This window comes from Phocaeicola fibrisolvens (assembly GCF_025567125.1).
Taxonomy (GTDB): Bacteria; Bacteroidota; Bacteroidia; order Bacteroidales; family Bacteroidaceae; genus Phocaeicola; species Phocaeicola fibrisolvens.
Genome location: NZ_JAOQJI010000002.1, coordinates 81,947 through 103,523, shown reverse-complemented (window position 1 = coordinate 103,523; position 21,577 = coordinate 81,947). Strand labels below are relative to the sequence as shown.

Annotated in this window: 23 protein-coding genes; all 23 read right to left on the bottom strand. The window is 51.7% G+C overall.

Going from position 1 to position 21,577, the window contains the following annotated elements; all coding sequences use genetic code 11:
- Positions 1–84 precede the first annotated feature (84 nt).
- The 23 genes from OCV81_RS01195 to OCV81_RS01085 all read right to left on the bottom strand — a co-directional run bounded on the left by OCV81_RS01195 (position 85) and on the right by OCV81_RS01085 (position 21,415).
- Positions 85–2,271, bottom strand: a complete 2,187-nt coding sequence (locus OCV81_RS01195) for a type IV secretory system conjugative DNA transfer family protein (protein WP_004320491.1) — start codon at positions 2,269–2,271, stop codon at positions 85–87.
- Between the two features lie 28 nt (positions 2,272–2,299).
- On the bottom strand, positions 2,300–2,956 hold the full coding sequence (locus tag OCV81_RS01190; protein WP_004320488.1) for a hypothetical protein: 657 nt from the start codon (positions 2,954–2,956) through the stop codon (positions 2,300–2,302).
- 25 nt (positions 2,957–2,981) lie between these two features.
- Positions 2,982–3,494: a hypothetical protein gene (locus tag OCV81_RS01185; protein ID WP_004320486.1), complete on the bottom strand. Its 513-nt coding sequence runs from the start codon at positions 3,492–3,494 to the stop codon at positions 2,982–2,984.
- Positions 3,491–4,342, bottom strand: a complete 852-nt coding sequence (traN, locus tag OCV81_RS01180; RefSeq protein WP_004320485.1) for a conjugative transposon protein TraN — start codon at positions 4,340–4,342, stop codon at positions 3,491–3,493. The genes OCV81_RS01185 and traN overlap by 4 nt, the downstream gene beginning before the upstream one ends.
- A 37-nt stretch (positions 4,343–4,379) precedes the next feature.
- Complete coding sequence (locus tag OCV81_RS01175) at positions 4,380–5,165, bottom strand: DNA-methyltransferase (protein ID WP_004320483.1); 786 nt, start codon at positions 5,163–5,165, stop codon at positions 4,380–4,382.
- Between the two features lie 11 nt (positions 5,166–5,176).
- A complete protein-coding gene (gene traM, locus OCV81_RS01170; RefSeq protein ID WP_005680011.1) occupies positions 5,177–6,328 on the bottom strand; it encodes a conjugative transposon protein TraM in 1,152 nt (383 codons plus the stop codon).
- Between the two features lie 7 nt (positions 6,329–6,335).
- Positions 6,336–6,818 carry a DNA N-6-adenine-methyltransferase gene (locus OCV81_RS01165; protein WP_004320479.1) on the bottom strand — a complete coding sequence of 161 codons (483 nt, stop codon included), beginning with the start codon at positions 6,816–6,818 and terminating at the stop codon, positions 6,336–6,338.
- A 10-nt stretch (positions 6,819–6,828) separates the two neighbouring features.
- Positions 6,829–7,209: a hypothetical protein gene (locus tag OCV81_RS01160; RefSeq protein WP_004301338.1), complete on the bottom strand. Its 381-nt coding sequence runs from the start codon at positions 7,207–7,209 to the stop codon at positions 6,829–6,831.
- Between the two features lie 12 nt (positions 7,210–7,221).
- Positions 7,222–7,836, bottom strand: coding sequence for a conjugative transposon protein TraK (gene traK / locus OCV81_RS01155; RefSeq protein ID WP_004320476.1), 615 nt, complete (start codon positions 7,834–7,836; stop codon positions 7,222–7,224).
- A 3-nt stretch (positions 7,837–7,839) separates the two neighbouring features.
- A complete protein-coding gene (locus OCV81_RS01150) occupies positions 7,840–8,235 on the bottom strand; it encodes a hypothetical protein (protein ID WP_004320474.1) in 396 nt (131 codons plus the stop codon).
- 41 nt (positions 8,236–8,276) lie between these two features.
- Positions 8,277–9,410 carry a membrane protein gene (locus tag OCV81_RS01145; RefSeq protein ID WP_008645383.1) on the bottom strand — a complete coding sequence of 378 codons (1,134 nt, stop codon included), beginning with the start codon at positions 9,408–9,410 and terminating at the stop codon, positions 8,277–8,279.
- Between the two features lie 12 nt (positions 9,411–9,422).
- Positions 9,423–10,190 (bottom strand): DUF5045 domain-containing protein, encoded by a 768-nt coding sequence (locus tag OCV81_RS01140; protein WP_004320453.1) that lies wholly within the window; start codon positions 10,188–10,190, stop codon positions 9,423–9,425.
- An 18-nt stretch (positions 10,191–10,208) separates the two neighbouring features.
- Positions 10,209–10,934, bottom strand: coding sequence for a hypothetical protein (locus OCV81_RS01135; protein WP_004320452.1), 726 nt, complete (start codon positions 10,932–10,934; stop codon positions 10,209–10,211).
- Positions 10,931–13,477, bottom strand: a complete 2,547-nt coding sequence (locus OCV81_RS01130) for a GumC domain-containing protein (protein ID WP_004320450.1) — start codon at positions 13,475–13,477, stop codon at positions 10,931–10,933. Before OCV81_RS01130 ends, OCV81_RS01135 begins: the two co-directional genes overlap by 4 nt.
- Before the next feature lie 11 nt (positions 13,478–13,488).
- Entirely contained in the window at positions 13,489–16,197 is a 2,709-nt protein-coding gene (locus OCV81_RS01125; protein WP_004320448.1) for a TraG/VirB4 family ATPase, read from the bottom strand.
- Between the two features lie 111 nt (positions 16,198–16,308).
- Positions 16,309–16,605: a DUF4133 domain-containing protein gene (locus OCV81_RS01120; RefSeq protein ID WP_004320446.1), complete on the bottom strand. Its 297-nt coding sequence runs from the start codon at positions 16,603–16,605 to the stop codon at positions 16,309–16,311.
- 15 nt (positions 16,606–16,620) lie between these two features.
- Positions 16,621–16,998 (bottom strand): DUF4134 domain-containing protein, encoded by a 378-nt coding sequence (locus OCV81_RS01115; protein ID WP_004320444.1) that lies wholly within the window; start codon positions 16,996–16,998, stop codon positions 16,621–16,623.
- A gap of 54 nt (positions 16,999–17,052) precedes the next feature.
- Positions 17,053–17,379: a DUF4134 domain-containing protein gene (locus OCV81_RS01110; RefSeq protein WP_005679963.1), complete on the bottom strand. Its 327-nt coding sequence runs from the start codon at positions 17,377–17,379 to the stop codon at positions 17,053–17,055.
- Position 17,380: 1 nt separating this feature from the next.
- Positions 17,381–17,824, bottom strand: coding sequence for a hypothetical protein (locus OCV81_RS01105; protein ID WP_004320438.1), 444 nt, complete (start codon positions 17,822–17,824; stop codon positions 17,381–17,383).
- 243 nt (positions 17,825–18,067) lie between these two features.
- Positions 18,068–18,955, bottom strand: a complete 888-nt coding sequence (locus tag OCV81_RS01100) for a toprim domain-containing protein (protein ID WP_004320436.1) — start codon at positions 18,953–18,955, stop codon at positions 18,068–18,070.
- Between the two features lie 102 nt (positions 18,956–19,057).
- On the bottom strand, positions 19,058–20,158 hold the full coding sequence (locus OCV81_RS01095) for an AAA family ATPase (protein WP_007487638.1): 1,101 nt from the start codon (positions 20,156–20,158) through the stop codon (positions 19,058–19,060).
- Positions 20,136–20,510, bottom strand: coding sequence for a helix-turn-helix domain-containing protein (locus tag OCV81_RS01090; protein WP_008645392.1), 375 nt, complete (start codon positions 20,508–20,510; stop codon positions 20,136–20,138). The genes OCV81_RS01095 and OCV81_RS01090 overlap by 23 nt, the downstream gene beginning before the upstream one ends.
- A gap of 200 nt (positions 20,511–20,710) precedes the next feature.
- The gene (locus tag OCV81_RS01085) at positions 20,711–21,415 is read right to left on the bottom strand and encodes a hypothetical protein (protein WP_005679961.1); all 705 of its coding nucleotides are present in this window, start codon (positions 21,413–21,415) and stop codon (positions 20,711–20,713) included.
- Between the last annotated feature and the right edge of the window lie 162 nt (positions 21,416–21,577).

The following is a 21,577-nucleotide window of genomic DNA, read 5'->3' as shown; positions in this document are numbered from 1 at the left end:
ATTTATGTCCGCAAGATTTCGGGTAGCTGAATGGAATACAAAAATCCCTGCAATAACCACGTAAATTATTGCAGGGATTTTGATTTATTTCGCCCCACGCTTGTTCAGTACATCCGCTATCATGTCTTTTACATCCTGTCCGACTTGTATGAAATTTTTATACAAGATGCGTTCCCGTTCCTCCCTCGACTTGAAAGTGTAGAACTTCGGTAGCGGTACATAGGCCGCTTCCTCCGCTTTTATCTCCCTCATATCGAAATCCGTCTTGCAGAAGAACTTTGTAGTCTTGAACTCTTCCGACTCCTGAATGTTCATCGAGCCTCCCGTACCGGTTTTCGTCTTCACGAAATCACGTGCCGTCTGTCCGCAAATCCATCCCGTCGCCATATCCGAAATTTTCGAGGCGGGTACAAGACTGTCCATGTTCTCATTGAGATTGATACTCGTTTTGTCCCGGTCGATCGTCACGCCCTTTTTGACCTGTACCACCTTGCCGAAAATGTCATTCGACAACCATTCCAGTGTCTCTTTTGCGCGAGCTGAACCGCTTACCACGTTGCCCACTGTCGTGATGATTTTTTGCATTCCCACTTTTCCGTAGTCAGCCTCCAACTGCGGCAACTCCTGAAAACCCAGCGTTACGCTTACCTTGTTGCTTCTCGCCGTACCTATCAGTCGGTCTATCTTGTGGAAATACAGTGTCGGTAGCTCATCCACGATGATGCTGACCGGAATATTTTTCCCCTGCCCGGTGTTCACACGGGTAACGAGACGGTTCAATATCAGAGCGTTCAACGCTCCGATGATACTTTCCATTTCCGGATCGTTGGCTATCAGCAGATAACTGGGTGACTTGGGGTCACTAACTTTCAGGTCGAAATCGTCCCCATCCTTGTGGAATATCCAGTAAGATTCCTTTGTAGCCAAACGGCTGGTATAGACACGCAGCGTACCTATCATACCTTCCAACTGTTCCATCGCCTTGTTTTTGAAGGCCGTTTGGAACGGGCCGAGCAACGGCGCGACCTCGTTGTCCGTCTCAAGTACCTCAAAAATAGTCTGGTAGCTCTCATTGAGAAATGAAAGGATATGCGGCATATCCGAGTATTTTCCAAGCCAATAGGCAGGTTCCACGATGCTGCCACCCTCACGGTCACGAACGACACCCGTCGGCTTCCAGAACTTCGTCTGCGGATCTTGCCGTTTCTCCGCATACAGTTTCTTTCCGTTTGCATCGTAGGGTTCCCGCTCGTAGTTCACGAAAAAGTAGATACAGGCGGCAAGAAAGTTCACGGCAGAAGTCTGAAAGAACTGGTCACTGCCTCCGCCTCCCTCTTTCTTGCCTTTCTGCAGGGATTCCAACAGGGTTTCCGCCGTTTCGCTCGCCGCCGCAAGATTATTGATGTACTTTGCCTGAATGGGGTTCACCCGTTTGCTGTACTCCACATCCACGAAGTTGATGATGTTGAACTTGCATCCTTTTGGCACTTTGCCGAGCTTCTGGTTTTTCTTGTAATGATAGTAAAGTTTAGTGGCAAGTGTCGGAAATTTGTAGTCATAGACCACCATCGCGAAGCCCTTGGCACTATGTTGGCGGATGAACGGTTCTATGATACTGAACGTCTTACCGCTACCTGGAGTTCCAACCACCCATGTTCCTCTGAAACAGTTGCTTATCGACACCCATCCCTTGCGAAATTTACCTTTGTAATAGTACCGCATCGGTATATTCACGCTATACTGGTTCTCATCCTTCTCTTCGCTCTGCTCGAAACTTTCATTCTCGAAGTTAAACCGGTCTTTACCCAGTCCCTCCTTGATGAACTTCGAGATGTTATCCAATGCGATATGCACCAATATCACACCGACCAGCGTAGCCGCCATATAGAAGATGATGTTCAGCGGCAGGGTGTAGAGCCTCGTTTCCATCGTATGATGGTACAGCCACACGGAGAACACAATCAAGAACAATCCGCAGATAAGTGGATATAACACTTGCCTGCGTGCGTCAAACTCCAAGTGTTTTTTGTTGCGTGTGCCGATACAAGTGATGCAGATGAGTAGGAAGGTCGCTATCTTACTATACACGAGGTTGCCGTCGTTATAGATCATCCATCGCTTGATGCGCCCGTGTATATCAATCAATATGCCGCCCCAGTGGTCGAGCATGGCAAGGTCTATGGCATACTCGAAGAACTCCATCAGCACGGAGATATAGATGACCGCACGGAATATTTTGTAAAATCCTTGTAGTTCCTTGCTTTCTTCCATTGTCTTTGTCCTTTCCCTCTTTTCGTTCCTACCTGTTCAGTGTGATAATCGGCCGCACCTTGTGCGCCTGTGTCTTCGGGGTCTCCTGCATCGCACCGCTTCCTGTCGAGTAAAGCCACGCTTTCGCCGTTTCCTGTCCGGTTACCTCCGTCGATGTCCAGTACCAGCAGTCGTTTTCATCCAACGGCAGCGGATGGCCGCCACACCGTTCGATGACAGGATTGACGGTTTCCCGGACGGCATACAGCAGCCGCATCTGTGCCACCGACGGGATATAGGCACTCTGTCCGTACCGCCACAGGTCAAAGACCGCTTCCGCCATAGGCGAAGCCGTCTCCCGTGTGTCGTACAGCGCAAAGGTGTTCATGTTCCCGTCCAAAGCCTCGATGTCGGCCGACGTCCCTTGTGCGACACCGAGGCTGTCGGCAAAAGCTGCCGGAGCAATGTCCCACAGGTAAACCGCATAGCCGTTCCCTTCCGTACCTTCACGGTGTTCGGTATCGAAGACAACCGCTATTGCCCGTTTTCCCGACTGTTCATACTGTACGTAGGATAAAGCCGTACCGTCCTCGCAGAGAATATGTCCCGGACGTACCGCCGTATCAGGTACGTCGATATGGGCGTCACAGGCAGCGCACAATACCGCCGTCACTGCCATTGCAAACCATTGAATCTTTCGTATCATGTTATTTTCGTTTTTTGTTTTTCCTTTATTTTATCGGCAGTTTCACCCCCAGCACGATACCTGTCCGCAGCAAATCCGCCCCTTTTATCATCATGTCACTCTTTACCTGCCAGAACAGTGTGCATCCCGACCGCAGCACATAATTGTGCTCGTAACCCACATGGATTCCGGCAAGAAACTTGTTCGTGTCGCTCCCTGCCGAAGCTCCGATACGCAAGTTGCCGTAATGGTTGCGTCCACGCACCACACAAGGTTTGTACGCCACACCGAAACCGTAAGTGCGATAGTTGCGCCAGAAGGATTCCGGACAAATATGACCGCAAGATTTACATTCCGTCCATTTCAGATAGCCGTTGGCGAAAAACTCCCACGCATGGCGGTAGTTCATTTCATGTTCGTAAGCAAGCGTTACGTCCATGCCGTTCTCATACAGCAATCCCACTCCAAGCGAGAGGCGGCCGCTGTTACGCTGCGCACTTGCATTCATGAAGACGCACATGCAGGCAAGCATCAGTATTATCGTCTTTTTCATCGTCATTCCTCCTCCAATAAAGCGGTGTTAAATGAATCGGCCGACAGCACATCCTCGTAGTCAATGTTCAGGCTGATATTGCGCCCGCTGATTTGTTGTTCCGTCATTTCGATGGTCAGCAGCTTGTCGTTCGGAAAGGTCATCTTTTTCACGACAATCACGTTCCGGTAGCCGTGCTTGAACGTCTTGCCGTGTTCCAATACCAGGGCAGGCGTCAGCTCGATGGTCTGCGCGTTGGTTGCCTTCGAAAGTTTCTTGTCCGACAGTTTCACCCGTATCTCGTCGATGTCGAAACGGATGTTCGTTTTGTTCTCGATGGAAAAGTCGATGAAGAAATAGTCGCCCACCGAGTAAATATTGTTCAGGCGCATTACCATTCGGTGCGCCTTGGTCGCCACGTTGCGGATTTTCGCGGGCGAGTTCCACACCCGTCTTGCAAAACGCACCATGTCGGCTGTGGACATCGAGACCGTAGGATTGTTGTAGGCATCCCGTTCCTGTAGCTGAATTTCCTTGTCTGCCACCGCCTCGCTTATCCGCGTGGTGTAGATGAGTGCATACTGCGTGCGATAGCGTTCCGTTACGATGGTGACGATGGCCAGCACTTCACCGTCCTCGTGTCCCGTCTCTTTGGGCTTCAACCGGATGATGTTCTCAATGGGTTGGTCGCCCGCCACCTTGTCTGTGGAAATATCCACGAAGCGGACCGGTTCCGTGGCTGTGATGACGGTCGTTACCTGTTCATTGACAGTCAGCCGTTCCATCTCTTCGTATGTACGCTGAGCCTGTGCGTTCCGTGTGGCAAAAAGTCCTGCCGCCAGAAGAAATGCAGTTACAATTATTTTCTTGTTCATATCGTTTCTGTTGATATTGTTTATTTCTTTATTTCCCTTATTTCGCTTTCTTTAATCCATGACCACGTTCCAGTTCCTCCCGAATCCGTCGTCCGACAATTTCGCAATACGTCGGTTCAATCTCGAATCCGATGTAATGCCGCCCCGTGCGGATGGCGGCAATGGCGGTCGTACCCGAACCGATGCAGTTGTCCAGCACCACATCGCCCTCGTTGGTATAGGTACGTATCAGGTACTCTATCAAGGCTACCGGCTTCTGTGTCGGATGATAGAATGCTCCTGTCTTGTGTTCCTTGGGTATGGAAATGACAGAGGTCGGGTACTTGTCTTCGGCAACACGCACCGGAGCCAGTTTCATTTCACCGTAACAGCGGTTCGTGAAACCGTCCGTCTTGCGGCGTCCATGATTCCTCCGTTCCGGTGGACACGGCGTCATTTGAGGATGATATACCGGCTGACGGTCGTAGAACACGATGATGTCCTCATGCTGGCGTAGCGGCATCCGGTTGGCATTCAGGTGACCCGTTACCCGGTCTTTCCGCCACACGAGGTTATACCGCCACATCCGGGGTTGCGAGAGCATGAGTTGCGCCGAGAAAATGCCCTGCGCAAAGAGGATAACGGGGCTTCCCGGCTTGGTGATCCTGCGGTACTGTTTCCACAACGCTTCGAGCGGTATCTGCCTGTCCCAGTGTGCCGCCTTGTTGCTACGGTTCAACACGCCGTAAGGCAAATCCGCTATCACGGCATCGACACTGCCGTTCGCCATGAGCTTCATACCCTCGATACAGTCCATATTATATATGTTGTCAATCTCTATCATGGCTTCCGTTTTTACTGTTTCTCACGTCCGTTCACCAGATAGACGAAAGTGCCGTATTTCAGCTTTACCTTATTTTTTTTGATAGCTTTGCCGATGGCATTGCTCGTTTTCTGGTAGGCATTCGTAGCGGCTTGCATTCCCCATTGCGAGAGACTGTTGCCGTAACTGCCGGTATTCATGTTCAGATTCCCCGACACCGCACCGCTTGCCACATCCTTGCTCGTTTCCCGGAACTGGCTGTTCGGTACATAAAGCCCTTCCATGCCGTCCGTGTCGTAAAGGGACAGGCTGACCTTCACCAGTTCGTCCTCGATGAGAATGCTGGTGATGTTCCCCTTCACACGCCCCGACGAGAAGCCGCTCATGGTGGCATACAGATACGACCCTCGTTTGACCACGCACTCGTTGATCTCCACGTCGTCGAGCAGACGCAACCGCACACGCGAGCCGTCCACCGCCTTGATGTCCTCGTCGATAATGGCCTTTATCAGTTTCGGTTCACGGGCATTGACCGCAAGCGTATTGAAGTAATCCGAAGCCGTCTTTACCTTGCGTACCACTTCGCTGGGCGGTTCGTTCTCTGACGGGGCTTTTACCGAACGGCTCTCTTCCTCTATTTTTCCCTTGACCTCTATGGTTGCCGTCGGGGGTTGCGCCGATGCGGTACTGTCCGTATCGGTCGCCGGTAATACCTCATTGCGTCCTCTCAACCTTGCTTCGGCAAGGGCTTTCTCCAGTTCCGCGAGAGCTTCTTGCTCGCGTGTCTTGGCATCGGCAATTTGCGCTGCCGCAGCCTTTTCCTGCTGTTGCTCATCGAGCAAGGCGATGTCGTCCACCGTGTATTGCGATTCATATTCTTCCTTGTTGTCATCGGGTTCATCTCGTTCTATGTTATCCACTGCGGAGTAATCCTGTATCTTACCCCATGATTTGGCCATGTTCTCGTACTTGCTGCCTATGCCGTCACCGCCTTTAAGCCGGGCATCCGGCAAATCGGGGTTCAAAAACTCCGTTGTCTGCAGCGTCTTGTCCGGAATCTCCGCCGTTTCGGTATGAAACAGGTCGAAGATGAAGTACGATGCAACCAGAAGCGGGATATACAGGACAGCCGGAAGCATATACTTCGGCTCCCTGAAATTGATTTTATCAAATATCTTCATCATACATCTTTTAATTGAGTTGTACATACTTGCCTTCAATGCTGCAGTTTTTCAGCACTTCTGCGTTTTCCACTCCGAATGCGATCAGGATGCTGCCGCAACCGGGAGAATCGCCGCGTGTTCCGTCCGGGCGGTAAAACCGGATGCGGTGGCGCAGGAATTTCATGCCCGTCGCTTTCTCGAAAATGACGTCCTGAAACATTTTGGAATCGCAACGGTTGAACAACAGCGCGATGCCGTTGCCGTGTTCCGCCAGCTTTCGGACAAACTGTTCGATAAGGGGACGCGAGTACGGAGGATTGAGCCATACACGCCCTTCCCATTTCAGGGACAATCCGTCCATGTTCCGGTCATACATGACTTCGGCGGTCGGCCACAACGGACGGATAGGGGCGCAAGGGTCAAGGTCGAACCTGCCTAACGCTTTCAACACCTCCTTCGGGGTGTACCATTCGTCCGACGAGCGGACTGATTTTTCAAATCGTGTATTCATAAGCACTCCTTTATTGCGGTTCATATTTCTTGTTCTCGTTCCGATTTTCCCTTATTTCACCCCCTTGCAGCCTCTTGTGTCTTTCCCGTAGCACCGAATCCTGCATTTCCGTCGCCGTGCGTGTCGGCCGGCTGTTGCGGTATGCCATTGTAATGCGATAGATGTTCCAAGTGAACCCTCCGATAGCGAAACCAAAGACGATGACCAGAAAAAGTATCCGGTGCGCGTTGGCGAATCCCTGCACCTTGGCGGCAGCCTTGTCAATGCGTGTCGCTTGGGCGAACTTTCGTCCGGCGGACACCTCCCGCTCGTAACGGTCTTTGTATTTCGGATCGTTCTTGTCCGGCATCTTTTCACCGAAGAGCATCCGCCTGAATCCCTTGATATTCATAAACTCCGTTGTTTAGTAGTTGATCTTCGTTTTCTGTTCGATGTCCTTGTTCAGCAGGGTTCGCCAGTTCACGATAAGCAATCCGTGCGGGTTGTTTTCTGTTCGGGGCACACGCTTAAGTTGCCCCGCCGTGACCAGTTCCCGCATGAGGATGTTGCTCCGCCGCTCAATGCGTTGCCGTCCGTAGTAAGTGAACTCCATCTTCTCCTTGTTGAAAGCCACGCTGTCACAATAGATGGAGAACACCGAACTCGTACCCAAAATGTTGGAGTAGAAACCCTTTTCCTTGAGCGTGTTGTATTGTGCCAACCCCGTCTCATCCACCAGATACATCGCTTTTTCCATCGTATAGCGGATGTATTTGTCATCTGGCGGTAACGTGAAAAAATAATGGTGGAACATTTCCACATGGCTTTTAGCTTCCATGTCAAGCGTTTCGTCCATTGTCGTGCGGTTCACGAGGATAGGCACGTTGCCGTCCAGCACATACACCTTCTTCTGCGCATCCGAGACCATCGTCCGGGCTGTCCAGATACTTGACAAGCTGATGATGACACATCCCACGAGAAAAGCGGTACAGATGATGCCCACCAGTCTTATTTTGTTTTCCAAATTCTTGATGACCATCGGTTATTCCCTTTTACCGTTCAACATCTGTACATATTCCGTGTGCAGCATGGGTATGACCGCATCCCGAAGTTCCGTCAAAAGATTCTCGAACTCCGCCGAGAATATCTCCACGTAATAGCCCTGCATCTCCACGTGGACAAGCACCCACCAGATTCCTCTTTTGCGCTTACCTGCGTTCCGCTGCAGCAGGGCAAGACGCAGCTTGTACGTCAGGTACGTCACCAAGGGGGCGATGTACCGGTCGTCGTACTCGAAGGCTTCGTCCAGTTCTTCATACTGCGGGTCGATGCGGTGGTTTTCCGTCACCTCGCAAACCTCTTTTCTCGCTCGTTCCTGTGCAAAGGACATGAATTTCTCATCCTTGCACCAACTTTTGATTTTCTCTTGCAATTTCATGTTGTTATGATTTTTATTGGGTTTATATTATCTTTTGCGGATTATCTCATGATGCCGCCCAACCCTCCGGTTGCCGTCATCTTCGCCTGCTGTGCCACGCCCTCGCCGAAGTTTCGGGTAGAGAATGCCGTGTCGCCCTCCGGTATCATCCATGCCGCCAAGTCCGGAACAAGGTTCAGGCACTTGAGGGCTACAATCGAAGCCGCCATCAGGTAGCCTGCCGAGAAGAACGAGTTTTGCAGGTAGGCAGCCATCGTCTGCTCGCTGGCGGTTATCGCCGTCAGGTTCTCGATTTGGATGCACAATACAATGTCAAAGAGCAGCAGCACATAGAAGCCCACGAAATAGAGCATCGCCCCGTAGAAATGCACCGTCAGATAGCGTGTCAGCCACTTCGCCCAAGCACCTTCCCATTTCGGCAGGATGCTGAACGCCCACTGTATCGGTCCGAAAATCGTCAGCATTCCCAACAGGATTTGTTGGCAGTAAATCGTTGCCCACCAACCGATTCGGAACACCACGAGAGCAATCAACATGATGATTTTGTCTATCCCCACGATGACTCCTGCCGTCAAAGACGTGAACCACAACTTCGCCGCATCCTTTTCCATGCTCGTCACTTCGTCCACGCCGGTCTGCTCCATTGTCGCCTCTATCAGGTTGGGATCGGATGTGCCCGTGTGGGCGACATCCGCCTGCGCCTGCAGGTTCGTGTACATCGTGTCACGCACATGGATGAGCTGTTGAACTTCCTCGAACCTGTCCGATATCTGTGAAGCTTCAGCTTCGTACAGGTCATGGGTGTACGACCCGATGCAATTCGGGATGTAGGACAGAAAGTCCAGAAAACACCAGTTGTTCCGGCTCCCCGCCATACCCGTGTCCGCAGGCGGATACCACCAGCAGATGATAATCGACACGGCAAGCGGCCTAAACAGCTTCATAACGTCCAACGGCTCGTGCTTTACCATCATCTTGTAGGCGATACCTGCCGCCATGACGATGGAGAACAGTGCCGCGAGTGCCATGCACATCTGCAATATCCACCAAAAAGGACCCTGCGCACCGGTAAAAGTCGCGTCCGTCAGAAACTCGTTGGTCTGAAAGATGACATCATCTATTTCCTCCTCCAACAGGTTGATGCCGAAATCCGAAAGTATATCTCCGTTTGCCATAGCCCTGTCTTTTTATTTCCCTCTGTTTACACTCTCGTTGTCATCTTCGCCGTTTCCGTTGCCGCCCGATTGCGAGCCACGCACCGCAAGGCGTGATTCCTGCCACCGGCTCATGGCATTGCGGACAATGCCGCCCTTATGCAGGGTACGGTTGTCCGTTGCGTTCAGCAGTGTGCTTGTTGCCGTTGCGTTCTGACGCTTGGCGAGGTAGCTCACTAAAATCTCGTTCTGCCGTGCCACATCCTCGTAGATGCGCAGATACTCCTTCTTTCGCTGGGCGTTTGGCATATAGGCGTCTTTCGTGGCGTTGATGGCGCACTGATAGACGTGGTAGTATTCCGTCCACCGTTCCTTGTCGGCCGGAGTACCGCCGGACAGGAGAATACGGTCGATGTTGCGCCGGAACCGGTCCATCTGTCTGCTGACCTTATCGCCCTCGGCAAGCCACGCGATGTCCGCCTGCCGGTCGGCAACGTTCAACGCCTCGACCTTCGCCCGCTTGACCAAAGCCGAATCAATGGCTTCCGCTTCGTCCACCTGGTTGTAGAGATTGATACCGGCAAGTGTGCGGAACGAGAGCTTGTTTTTGGCCGCCGCCGACTTCTTGTATTTGTTGTGCAGCACGGAATAATAGAGGTCGGGCGAGAGTGCGCCCGTACCGGTTTCCATGACCGTTACCTGATTCTGCTTCGGCGAATCATGGTTGTACGTTACATACTGTGCGTGTACGGCTGTCGTTACGGTGACCGCCACTGCCATGAGTAATAGTTTTCTGTTCATATTCTTCTCTTTTTGTCGTTAATAATCCAGTCTTCCGGCTCCGCGCCAACGCCCGAAGGCGTCATCGAGAATCTCCCGCATGGTGCGGGAGCGATATACCTTTGCTTTCCAATAGCCGATGCGCACTTGAATGTACCGCCATGTCTCGAAATAGGCCCGGTTCAGATGCCGCTCGATGTTGTCCAATGAGCGGTTGATGGCCTCCAACACCATCAGCAGGTCGGAGGTCGAGCAGGCTGCCGCTCCGGTGGCATACAGCACGAGGTCGCTCACGGACTTGTAGAGCTGTTCCCCCTCACGGGCAATCGCCCTCAGCCCCCTCGCATTGATGGAGATAATCAGGGTATCTGCGGATTCGATGCGTCCACGTTTCAAGATCTTCGCATTGAAATCCTCCAACAACGATTTATAGTCGCCGATACGGTCGCTGACCGATGTATAGGTATTCTTGACGTTCAACACCGTGCGCAACGACTGGTACATGACGTCGATGGCATCGAACGCACGGGTGTATTTGTCAAGGTCAATATTCAACTCTTTATAGTCCCCAATTTCTTTACAGCTGTACTCGTGCAACAGCTTGTTGCTGTACTCCAAGGTGCTACGAGCCAACAGCAGGCTGCGCTGCTTCTTGTGGTCGTTGATGTAGGCTTCGACGGAGACTATATCGAAAGTCCACTGCGCCTTGGCGATACCGGGCAGCAGGGCGAACAGCACGACGGCAATCTGTATGGTACGTTTCATGGCCGTACCTCCTTTCTGCTATTCCTGCTGTTGCCGCTCCGAAGCGTCCGTGCATTCTCCACCCAGCGGTCATGGCATTCCTCCACGAGTGTCAGCCTACGGCCTTCGTCCGTGTCCAGTCCGGGCTGCACATCCTTCATCACGTCAAGGATGCTCCGCTTGTAGTGCATCATCTTTTCCAGCGATACCAAGTCGGCATATATCTTGGTGATTCTGCTGTCCACCTCTCGCGCTATCTCAAGGCGGTCGCTTGACCACAGCAGATGGTACACGTCGCCTGATGGCGTTTCTTCCGTCGGTGCGCTGCGGGCGTATTCCGTCGTGATTTTACAGGACGGATGTTCACGGGCGATTTCGGCTATCCGGTCGTTTACCAGTTTAGCCTTTTCCGCATCCGAAAGTCCCGGATCAAGGGTCAGCACGTCAGCGACGTGTGTGTCCGTATATTCCGAAGTGAGTTCCCACTTGATTTGGATAATGGTACGGTGTATTTTTATGCCGAGAAAATATTTCGGCTTGCGGGCAATGGAGACCGTAGCCCTGAATGTGATGATACCGTTGATATTCGGCATGGTCGCCTTGCGTACATACGAGTAGCCGTTCCATGCTCCGCCGTCCTGCCAAGTAAGACCGTATGCCGCCTTGCAGTCCTGCATGATGGCAGGGATGCGGTAATAGTCATCCGTCGCCACGCTGTTGTCGTCTGCGGCATCCGACTTTGCTTGGGCATAGTCGGACTGTTTCTTCTTCCATTCCGCGAGTTCTCCTTTCAGACGGTCTATCCGTGTCTTGTTCGCGTTGTACTGCTGCCGGTAATTCGCCGCATCCTCAATGCTCGCCGTACTGATTTTCTTCAGCAGGACAGCGTTCTCGTTTTCCAATGCCCCGATTTGCGCTTCAATATTGGCCGCTTGGCTGTTCGCCTCGTTCAATAGCGCGTCCAGTTCCGAAAGGTCGAGGTCGTTTTCCGTCACCGAGGTCTGCATGGCGCACTCCTTGGTGTGGGCATTCAACGAGCTGCCGCACTTGCGGCACTTGTACTGTGTCGAGCCTTGTCCGAGCGTAACCCCGTCGGAACAGGTCACGCTGATGGTCACGCTCTCGCATCCCTTCAATTTGGCTGCGTCCGTTGCTTGGTAATAGTTCCGCGCACCGGAAGATATATAATAGGTGTAGCCGTCCTCGTTCTCGTTGAACTCCGCAAGCCGGACATTCAGTTGCGCCCGAAACGTGTTCAAGTCCATCGAGTAGGAATCGAAGACTTCCTCATAGACGACCTCTTCTTTGTTCCAGTTTTTGCTCACATGGATTTCGTATGCGTATGCCTTTTTGGTCTGCTTGTTTTTCTTGCTGATGATATAGGCACTCATCCAATAGTTGATGCTGTAGCTGAACCCGTCGTTCTGGTTGTTCAACTGCTGCACGCGGTTTCTTGACCAACCGGCATATCCTTCCGAGTTGGCAAGTACCTGTTCCCGTTGCGAGGCATCAGGATAGAAATTCGGGTCGCTCGTGTTGAACCGCACCCATGCGCCCCCGTTCAGGATGCTGTTGTCGTCCGTCGGAGGATAGTAGTCGCACAGCGATACGCTCCCTTGGTCACGCCGGGCAATGTACCACCGCTGCGTGTAATAGTTCCCCATCGCTTCGTCCAGGTAGTCGGTCATCCATGCCGTGAGGTTGTAGTTGCTGAAGTTGAACAGACCGGCCACGTTGTCCGGACCACCCACCATGTCAATCAGCAAGCCGCTGATGTCATGTTCCGCCTGCTCGAATAGACTCCCGTAGTGTTCATACAGGTTGCCGATTTCTTCAACCTTTCCACCCAGCAGGTCATGGAACGAGCTGCTTTGCAACAGGGCGTCACCAAGATTGGCAATGCCTGCCGTTGCAAGGCCGACCCCCGTGTTATAAAGGTTGTCGAGGTCGCTTTTCAGGTTCTCGTGGGTGAAGTTGCCCGGTATGCGGGCGAAGTTGTCCATCATCCGCTGCCAGTCGATGTTTCCCGTTTCGGAGAGTTTCAGCAAGGGGGCAATTTCCGGATTGATTTCGAGAAAGGCGATGTCCGAAAAGGTCAGCGTGCTGTTGGTCACCACGCTCTCGAACTGCATACACAGACTTTTGGTATCATCGCAGACTTTCATCAGGTAACTGCCCCAATAGATAGCCGTTTGCGGCGAATGGAGCATCTGCTTCGCCACCACCCATATCTTGGGCATGATTTTCTCCGCCACCATCCGGTAGATGCGCCGGTAGTAGTAGTTTTCCGTACGGCTGTTCCAGATGCCGAGGTCGCTCAGGGCTTTATGCTCCAAGAACTTGGCCGCGAATATCCCGGCGGTAGCGACCTCCGCTGCCGTGTAGTGCTTGAGGACGTCATCGACCTGCTCCCGGTAGTACCCTTCGGCGACCGCTTCCGTACCGAAGGCAGCCACCATCGCCGCAACGGTACGGGTGTCGTAGTTCACGCTGTAATACTGGGCGTGAACCGTCTGGCAGAGTGTGACCGAGGCGATGGTCAGGATAAGGAGTAGTCGTTTCATGGCTGCAATGTTTATTTGGATTCATGCACGGGACGGAGGTTGAGCACACGCCCCGTCTCGTTTACTTTTTGTGCAAAAGGCAGGGCCTTCCCGATACCGCTGGCATCCCAGTCCCGGCAATATGCCTCGATAGCTTCCTGATGGCTGCACCGAAGTTCCTTCTTGTAAAGCTTCAGTGCCTCCTTTTCCGCCCGTTCGGTCGTGTAGGTCATGTAGCACTCGTGCGGCTCTTCCACGCCGTACACGCCGCTGGTCGTCCCCCGACGGATAAACACTTCGCGGAAGAAGCTGCGCCCATCCTTGTTCTCCAAGCGGTTGATGGTAAATATCTTCTTGCAATCCACCTCGGTCAGACCAAGAATCTTTCGGATTTCGTCAAAGCGTTCCTTGAACTTGCTCTGGTCAAGCAGCATCACCACGTCCGAGTTGTTGATGATGGCCTCCTTCACGATTTCGCTGCCGATGATGTCCTGTATCTCCTGCGTCACCACGCCGACAGAAGCCCAAAACTTACGGGCGGTCTTGTACATGAACTTGATGTATTCCGCCATGAGCGGGCTGGCAATGGCCTTCCACGCCTCTTCGATGACAAGGACTTTACGGGTCTTCTTGATGCGCATTTTCTGCAGGAACACGTCCATGATAATCAGTGTGACAATGGGAAACAGTTTCTTGTTTTCCTTGATTGCATCCACTTCAAAGACGATGAATGTCTCGTCAAACAGTGCCGAATCCACATTCTCATTGAGAATCTTCTCATATGCGCCTCCCTTGTAGAACGGCTGCAGCATGGTCGAATAGGTCGAGTAGCTGATTGTCGTGATGTCATTTTCGGTGCAGATCTGCTCCAGACGGTCGAATGAGTAGTCAAAGAATGAGTTGAAGTTCAGTTCCGACACTTTGAGAGCCGCCCGCCGTGCCTCAAGCACCTCTATCTGTTTGCGCACCATCTCATCCACCTCTCTGGGTGGTTTGTTTGGGTTCTTTCGGCTGGCCGCCGCAAACAGGTTTTTCAGCAGTACCTCCCGTTGCTCGTCGGTGTATCTTGTAAATCCGTTGAAATAGGCATCATAGTAGTCTATGATTATCTGCTCGACAATGCGGAACTCGATTTCGGGAATCTGGCTGTCCGACCCTTTCCAAATCATCAGGATAAGGTTCTTGAGGAAGTCTATCTTCTCGATATTGTATTCCTCCCGGTTGATGCGAAACGGATTCATCGTAATAGGCCGTTCCTCGGTATAGGAGATATACTTGCCGCCCAGATACTCGCACAGTCCCTCGTATGAGTTCCCCGTATCGACCATCACCACATCCGTTCCCTGCTCATGGAGCTGGCGCACGACCGAGTTCATATGAAAACTCTTGCCGCTGCCCGAAGGCCCCAAACAGAAAAAATTGGAATTATCAGTCAGTTTATTCTTTCCCTCTTTTCCCGTGATGTCGATAGCCACCGGCACGCCCTGACGGTCGGTGTAGTAAATCTTCAGCGGCGTTTCCTCGCTGTGCAGCACACGCTCCTTGTACATCAGGCACATCGCCGCATCGGAAAGGGTCAGGAAACGGTCGTATTCCTCATTGAGCGTGTAGCAGTTGCCCGGAAACGAACCGACGAACAGTTCCAGTTGGTTGTATGCCCGCTTGCTGATATGGATACCCATACGCCCGAAAGCGTTTTCCAAGTGGTTCGTACACTTTTGCAGGTCTGCACCGGCAGACACGGCCACCACCATGTTGAAGTGTGTATATACCAGTTGCTTGCTCTCACGGGCGATGACTTCCTGCACACGCTTGATGTCCTCGACCGCCATCTGGTTGTTCGGATTGGGAATGCTCGCGTGGCGGTTCTTCTTTTTGTCGAGCAGCGACAGCTCACGCTTCTGGTTGGGCAGGAAGATGATTTGGTTATAGACCACCGTCTCGGCGTTCGGGATGCTGTCCACCACCGACACCAAATCGACGGGCATTTCCGTGTTGTTGACCTCGATATTCGTGTACGGACGTATCTGTGAGGGCAGTGCGGCACAGTCCACGTCCACAAGGCTGTACACCTTGCAGCGTTTGTCGCCCATCGACACGGTTTCATCGTCCGCCTTGAAGTTCGTCATCGACACGGTGCGGTCTTTGAAGTTCATGGCGAAGTAACGATCGACGTACTCGCTCGCTTCGGCTTTGTTCAGGAATCTGGCCTGTACGCCGCCGTCACGTAACTGGTCGTGTACTTTACGGATTTTCACAAGGAAGTCGCGCCACTTTTTGCTATCGAACGAGAACAGACGGCTTTTCTTCGCCTCTTGCGTGATGGTCAGGTAGCAAAGGCTGTCCGTGTAAGGACGTCCCTTGAAATAACGAAAATAGGATGAAGACAGGAACTCCTGACCGTCAGTCGGTTCGCTCGCAAACTGTTTCCTGACGAAGATGTCCTGCTTGTGGATGGCGTACCCTTCGCCCAACGTCTGCGCAAGGGCGGTGAACAAGTGTGTGAAGTCGTAGTAACTGTCAATGTCCGCCGAATATTTCTGTACCGGATTCTCTATCTTAAGTACGGCGGAATATTCGCCGGTCTTGGTGTACAGCACACCCACACCGTCCGTTTCCTCCGCCGAGAAATAGATGTCCTGAAAGATTCGCTTGCGCTTGCCGCCCGTACCGAACGCATAGACCGACAAGGCCATACCCGCGCACAAAGCGACAAAACATAAAATGATGTATAGGGTCATTTCGATATACGTGTAATTAAATAGGGGCAGGTTCGCCTTGCTTCAAGACAAACCCGCCCGCGTTCAACAATCAATAAAGCCATGCACATTGCCGTGATGGTTTTTCTTTCGTCAGATCTTGCGCGAGTGGGCATACACATACACACCCGGAACGACCTTCTTGCTATGCAGTCCTTTCCGCTGTTTGAGGAGGATGAGCACGATACCGGCCGATACGACGGCTGCCAGCACGACAAGCCCGGCAATGAAACCGAGCAGGCAGTAGGCGGCGACAAAGCCGACAATGGCTCCGCACGTCGTCACCGCCGCCCAATATATATACCGGCCTTGGATGCCCAAAAACTCAAGAGGCCGTTGCAGTCCCTTGAACAGCGGGTAGTCCGGATAGCGTTCGTCCTTGCCTTTCATACTTATCCTTGATGTTTAAGCGGCAATACCGAAGAACAGAGGCAACGCCTTGGCCGCCGCAATGAGGAAGATACAGGCTCCCACGACCATCATGATCTTCTTCTTGACGTCCTGCTCCTCGTTGTTCATGGCGATATATACCGAGATTGCACCCACGATGGCCACAACGCCGGCAATGGCGTAGCACAATTTCACCATAATAGGCACATACTTGGCAATCTCCTCCGCGACAGTGGATAATGCGCTCGTACCGGCGGAATAGTCGCCTGCGGAGTTCTGCGCTTTCGCCACCATGCCGGACAGCAGCATGAAGGAGAACATCATTACTTTGGTAGGGATTCCGTTGACGAATCCGAATGCCTTGCGGCACAGTTGTTTGGTTTTCTGAAACATACGTTTACTTTTTTAGTGAATACTTTATTTGTCTGCGACCTGATACAAGTAAGGTTATATGCGGTAGCCGAAGAAAACCGGGAAAACATAGAATGCCCCGATCAGGAACAGGCACGCACCTACAAGCGTCATTATCGACTTGGTGATGCCGTCCTCGCCCGTGTTCATCTTGATGTATATCTGACAGACGGACACGATGACGTAAACTCCGGCGATAGCGCAACAGATATACTGGACATAGAGCATCATCGTCACCACGAAGTCGTGCATCGTGGCCAACGCATCCGCTCCCCAGCTATAGTTCACGCTGCCGCTTTTGGCAAAAGTCGTGTAGGGGAACGGGAGGCACAGCGCACATAGAATCTTTTTAGCTTTCGACATCTCACAACCGGTCTTGAATTGGGTTCCACTTTATTTCCGGTCGGTTGTCTAACCGTCCCTTGGAAATCATAGCCTTGTACATCTCCTCCGACGTGCGTGCGTCCGACAGGTAAGGCGTGGTCTCTTCCATCTGTTCCTCCGCCTCGGCCTTCAGCCGTTCCAGTTTCTCCTGCGCCGTTCCCGGTTTGTCCTTGACATCCTCAAGGGATGTTTCGGAAGAGGTAGCCGTACTTTCCGTCTCGTAGTTCTCGCTACCGATACTGAAGCCGGTCTCGCTTTCCGTGACAGCCACACTCTCTTCCTCTTCCGGTGCGCCGAGGTCGAAAACTTCCTCGTTCGGTTTGTCCGTCCCCTTTTTCCCGTAGATGTCATGCGCTATGATGACGGCGTAGTAAATGATGTAGGCAACCGTCAGGACGATGGCAAAAATGAAATATGAGTTCATGTATTTAGTATGAATATTAAAATTTGTATTAGTATGATTTTGCAAAGAAACGCACGAAATATAAAACCATAAAATAATTGAGCATTAAACATCTATTTCGTTAATGAGATTTATGTAATTTCCAAAAATCGAACTATTAAATCGTACTATATTGCAGTCTCTATGGAGGGAAATGGAGAAATCGGGGCATAAAAAAAGCTCTCGTGGTGGAGAGCTTTAGGTGGCAAAGGAGAACACTGAATATCAGCGTTTCTTTCCGCGCAGGTAATCGTTCAGGTCTTTGTATTCCGCATAGTGGCAGGATTCATCGCTGACACGTCCATCATACATCCCGGCAATGGTCTCTGTGGTTCTCTGCCCGGCAAGGTCATTGTCGAGATAACAGTGGATGACCGAATATTCCTGTAAACGTGCCAGCGTCTTTTTCAAGTTGTTTACCGAGTTCATCACGAGGTAGTCGCATGGCATGGCAAGACAGACCGTTCGGTCGCCTGCCAGTTTCAGTGTCATATAGGAAAGGAAATCCATGAAGCCCTCGAAAACACAGACATTTTCCTGTGTCTCTTCTGTCAGATGTCTTATCAATGAGATGTCCTTGTTGTTCAGGCATCCCTTGTAATAGGCGTTGCGCACCTCGTAACCACCGGAGGTATTGCCGAATGCGAGAGCGAAATAATGACGGCCTCGCAGTTCATAATGCACCTCCTTGCAATACATACGGCCGATGTCCGCGTCGATAAGCCGGGATTGGAGGTAAGAGAACAGGGCGTGATGGCGGAGTGGAATCACGATCACGTCTTTCATTTCAGCCTCCACCGGTCGGGGTGGAGCGGTCGGCATACGGGTTCTCGGTAGTGATGCGCCATTCACAAGCCTCTCGATATACGCCAGTGCCTCGCTCACGCAGTCCGTCCGGCAAATGTATTTTGCCAGTTCCACCAGGTCGCCGCCGGTCGCCTCGCCGAAATCGTACCATTCATTGATTCGGTCATTCACCTTGAACGACGGGGTACGCTCGTTCCGTAACGGTGAGAAGTACCAGTATTGTTCCGATTTTATATGCTGTGCATGGTGGCCGAGCTGTGCCAGAAAATCCACGATGCGTACTTGTTTTGCTTCTGCTATGGTCATCTATTTTTCTTTCACTTGATTTCAAAAAAAGGTTTAGTTTAGTTTTTCCCCTATATATATAAATACTAAAGTAAACTAAATGATATAAGCCCGCGCACGACTTCATTCTTCATCAAAAAGCATGGCCTCGGTAGGCGTCATGTCGTAATAGAACAACTTGTCCCGTTTGATGATGAGCTTGAGGTTGTCTATCAGGTATTGCATCAGTTTTATCATGACACTCCGGCCGCGTTTGAACCCGATTGCCTCGTAGGAGACCATCAGGCTCTGCAGCAGGTTGTCGAATCCCCGGATGGGCTTTTCCCCGAATGCGGCAGAGAGAGCTTCGCGGTGCTGTTCGATGCTCAGTTCCGTAAACCCCGTTCTTGCCTTGGGCTTCGGGGGCTCGCCAAACGAGTGTACTTCCGCAATGACGGGCAGTCCTGTTTCATTGATGGTAAATGCAAACGGCTTGAACTCTTTTTCCCGGATATGGAGCGCATGGACTTCGCTGATGCCGGGATTCTCGTTACTCTTGCTGATGACCAGCACGGTCTCCGCCTTGTTGCTCATCTCCGTTCCGATATGTCCGCGCACGTTGTTGTCCCCTTTGTTCAAATGAAGCACACAGTGGATGTGCAGGTCGTATCTCGAAGACCATTCCATCATCCGGTTGATGACTTCCACCGATTCACCGGCATTATTGATGTCGAGCATCAGGTCGCGAATGCCGTCGATGATGACCAGTCCGTAGCCTTTCTGTTGGCGCAGCGCATAGTCGATGACCTCGATACGCACCGACGGCGAATATTCACGCAGGCAGAAAAAATCGAGATTCTCCGGATCGGTCGTCGTGGGCAACCCGGCCAGCCGCAATATACGCTCCAATACCGAGCGGCAATGGAAACGGCTCTGTTCCGTATCGACGTACAGAATACGCTGTTTGCCTTCGGGCAGATGTGCACGGTAGTTCAATACTTGTTTCCCCGCCAATGATGCGGCGACAAGCGCAGAGACGTTGAACGTCTTTTTCGATTTCGCCTTGCCAGTCGATGCACTGAAATTGCCGAGCGTGGCAATCGTTGAGTTATCTATCCAGATGATTTGCGGAGGGGTCTCATAAATGTCCGTCGCCTTGATTTGCGAGGCATGGAGGATGTCCGACAGGCGGTGTTCATCCATCCCCATGCTGGTTGTGCGGTCAATCCTTCTTTCGTTTTCCATAGCGTCTCTTGTTAAGGAACGGTTCTGTGGCGGCGGCTTCCGTCACCCTGCGCACTGCCTCGTTCATGGTAGGTTCATAATTCTGCAACAGCCATTCGTCCAATTCCTCCTTGGCGAAATAAACCATTTTACCGCGCGGTTTGTAGTGCGGTATCTCCTTGCTCGATGTGAGCTTGTACAGCATACTTTCAGAAACCCCGATATACATGCAGGCTTCCTGAAATGTGAAAACTCTCTTGGTCGTGAAGATGGTATTTTCCAGCAGCGTAATACGCTCCAAGAGACTTTCGACCGGTTCCAATTTCTTCAGTACCGATTCGATGGCGGCGAGCCGTCCGCTCATCCGCTCCATGAATGTCATTCTATTCGGCATAATAACACAGTTTGATTTTTGACAATGGAGATGAAACCTCCGTTATGCAGCGCGCTAACGGAGGTCAAAGGTATGTCCTGTAAACGAAGATGCCGTGATTTGGGGAATGATACTATGCACGTGTCATTGTAACTCTCATGCTTTTACCTTTCACATACTTCGCTTCTTGTCACTTTCTGTCATTCTTTCAGCCGATCAATGACCTTTCGGATGCTGTATGCGACCGATGTCATGTTGTTCTTGATGGATGACAGCGCGGAAGACAGGGTTGACACCGAAACGGAGCGTGTCCCGTCCTTGGACTGCAGGAATGCGCCCTTGCCGAGAACATTCTGCCACCGAGATTGGATGAACGAGTTTTCAAGAAGCGCATCGAACAGGATTACCACACGGCGGATATTGTTCACGCGGATGGAAAAGCCCTTCTTGCAGGCGAAGAGAGCCTCCATGTCTTCAATGCGTACAGAAACACAGAACAGATGATAAGTATTGGCGCAAGCCACTATACTTTTCATCTGTTCCGGGGTAAAATTACAACCAAAAGAAAGAGAGAGAGCCGCAGGTCGGTTGATACGGGGCGGACCAAGCGGAGACAACGATTCCGAGGTGTCATACATCCGTTTCAACTTCATGCACTCATTAAACGTGAAATCCGGTGCGGCAAAGCAGGGCTGGACGGAACTGGCGCACTCGGTCAGCAGCCCCTTGACAATGTGGATGTTCATTTCGTGGCAGTTCCGGCAGGCCGCATGGTCACAGTCTATGTACCGGTGTCCGTTTACGAAATCGTCCACATAGCGGTGGTACTGTTTACCACCCAACACAACATCGTGGAGATAAACTGTTTTTGCTTCGGTAAGCAGGGCGAAAAGTTCATTCGCCACATCCTTGTCCGCAGCGAAGTGCTGCAGGTGTTGGCTCCCTCCAAAAAGAGAGAAGGCCGTCTTCAGGTCTTTTCATGTCGATTTACCTTTTTGAGTTTATAATATGTGATGGAAGCATTAACTTCGGTTGCATTTACAACCGGAGAAATGCCGTAAATATAT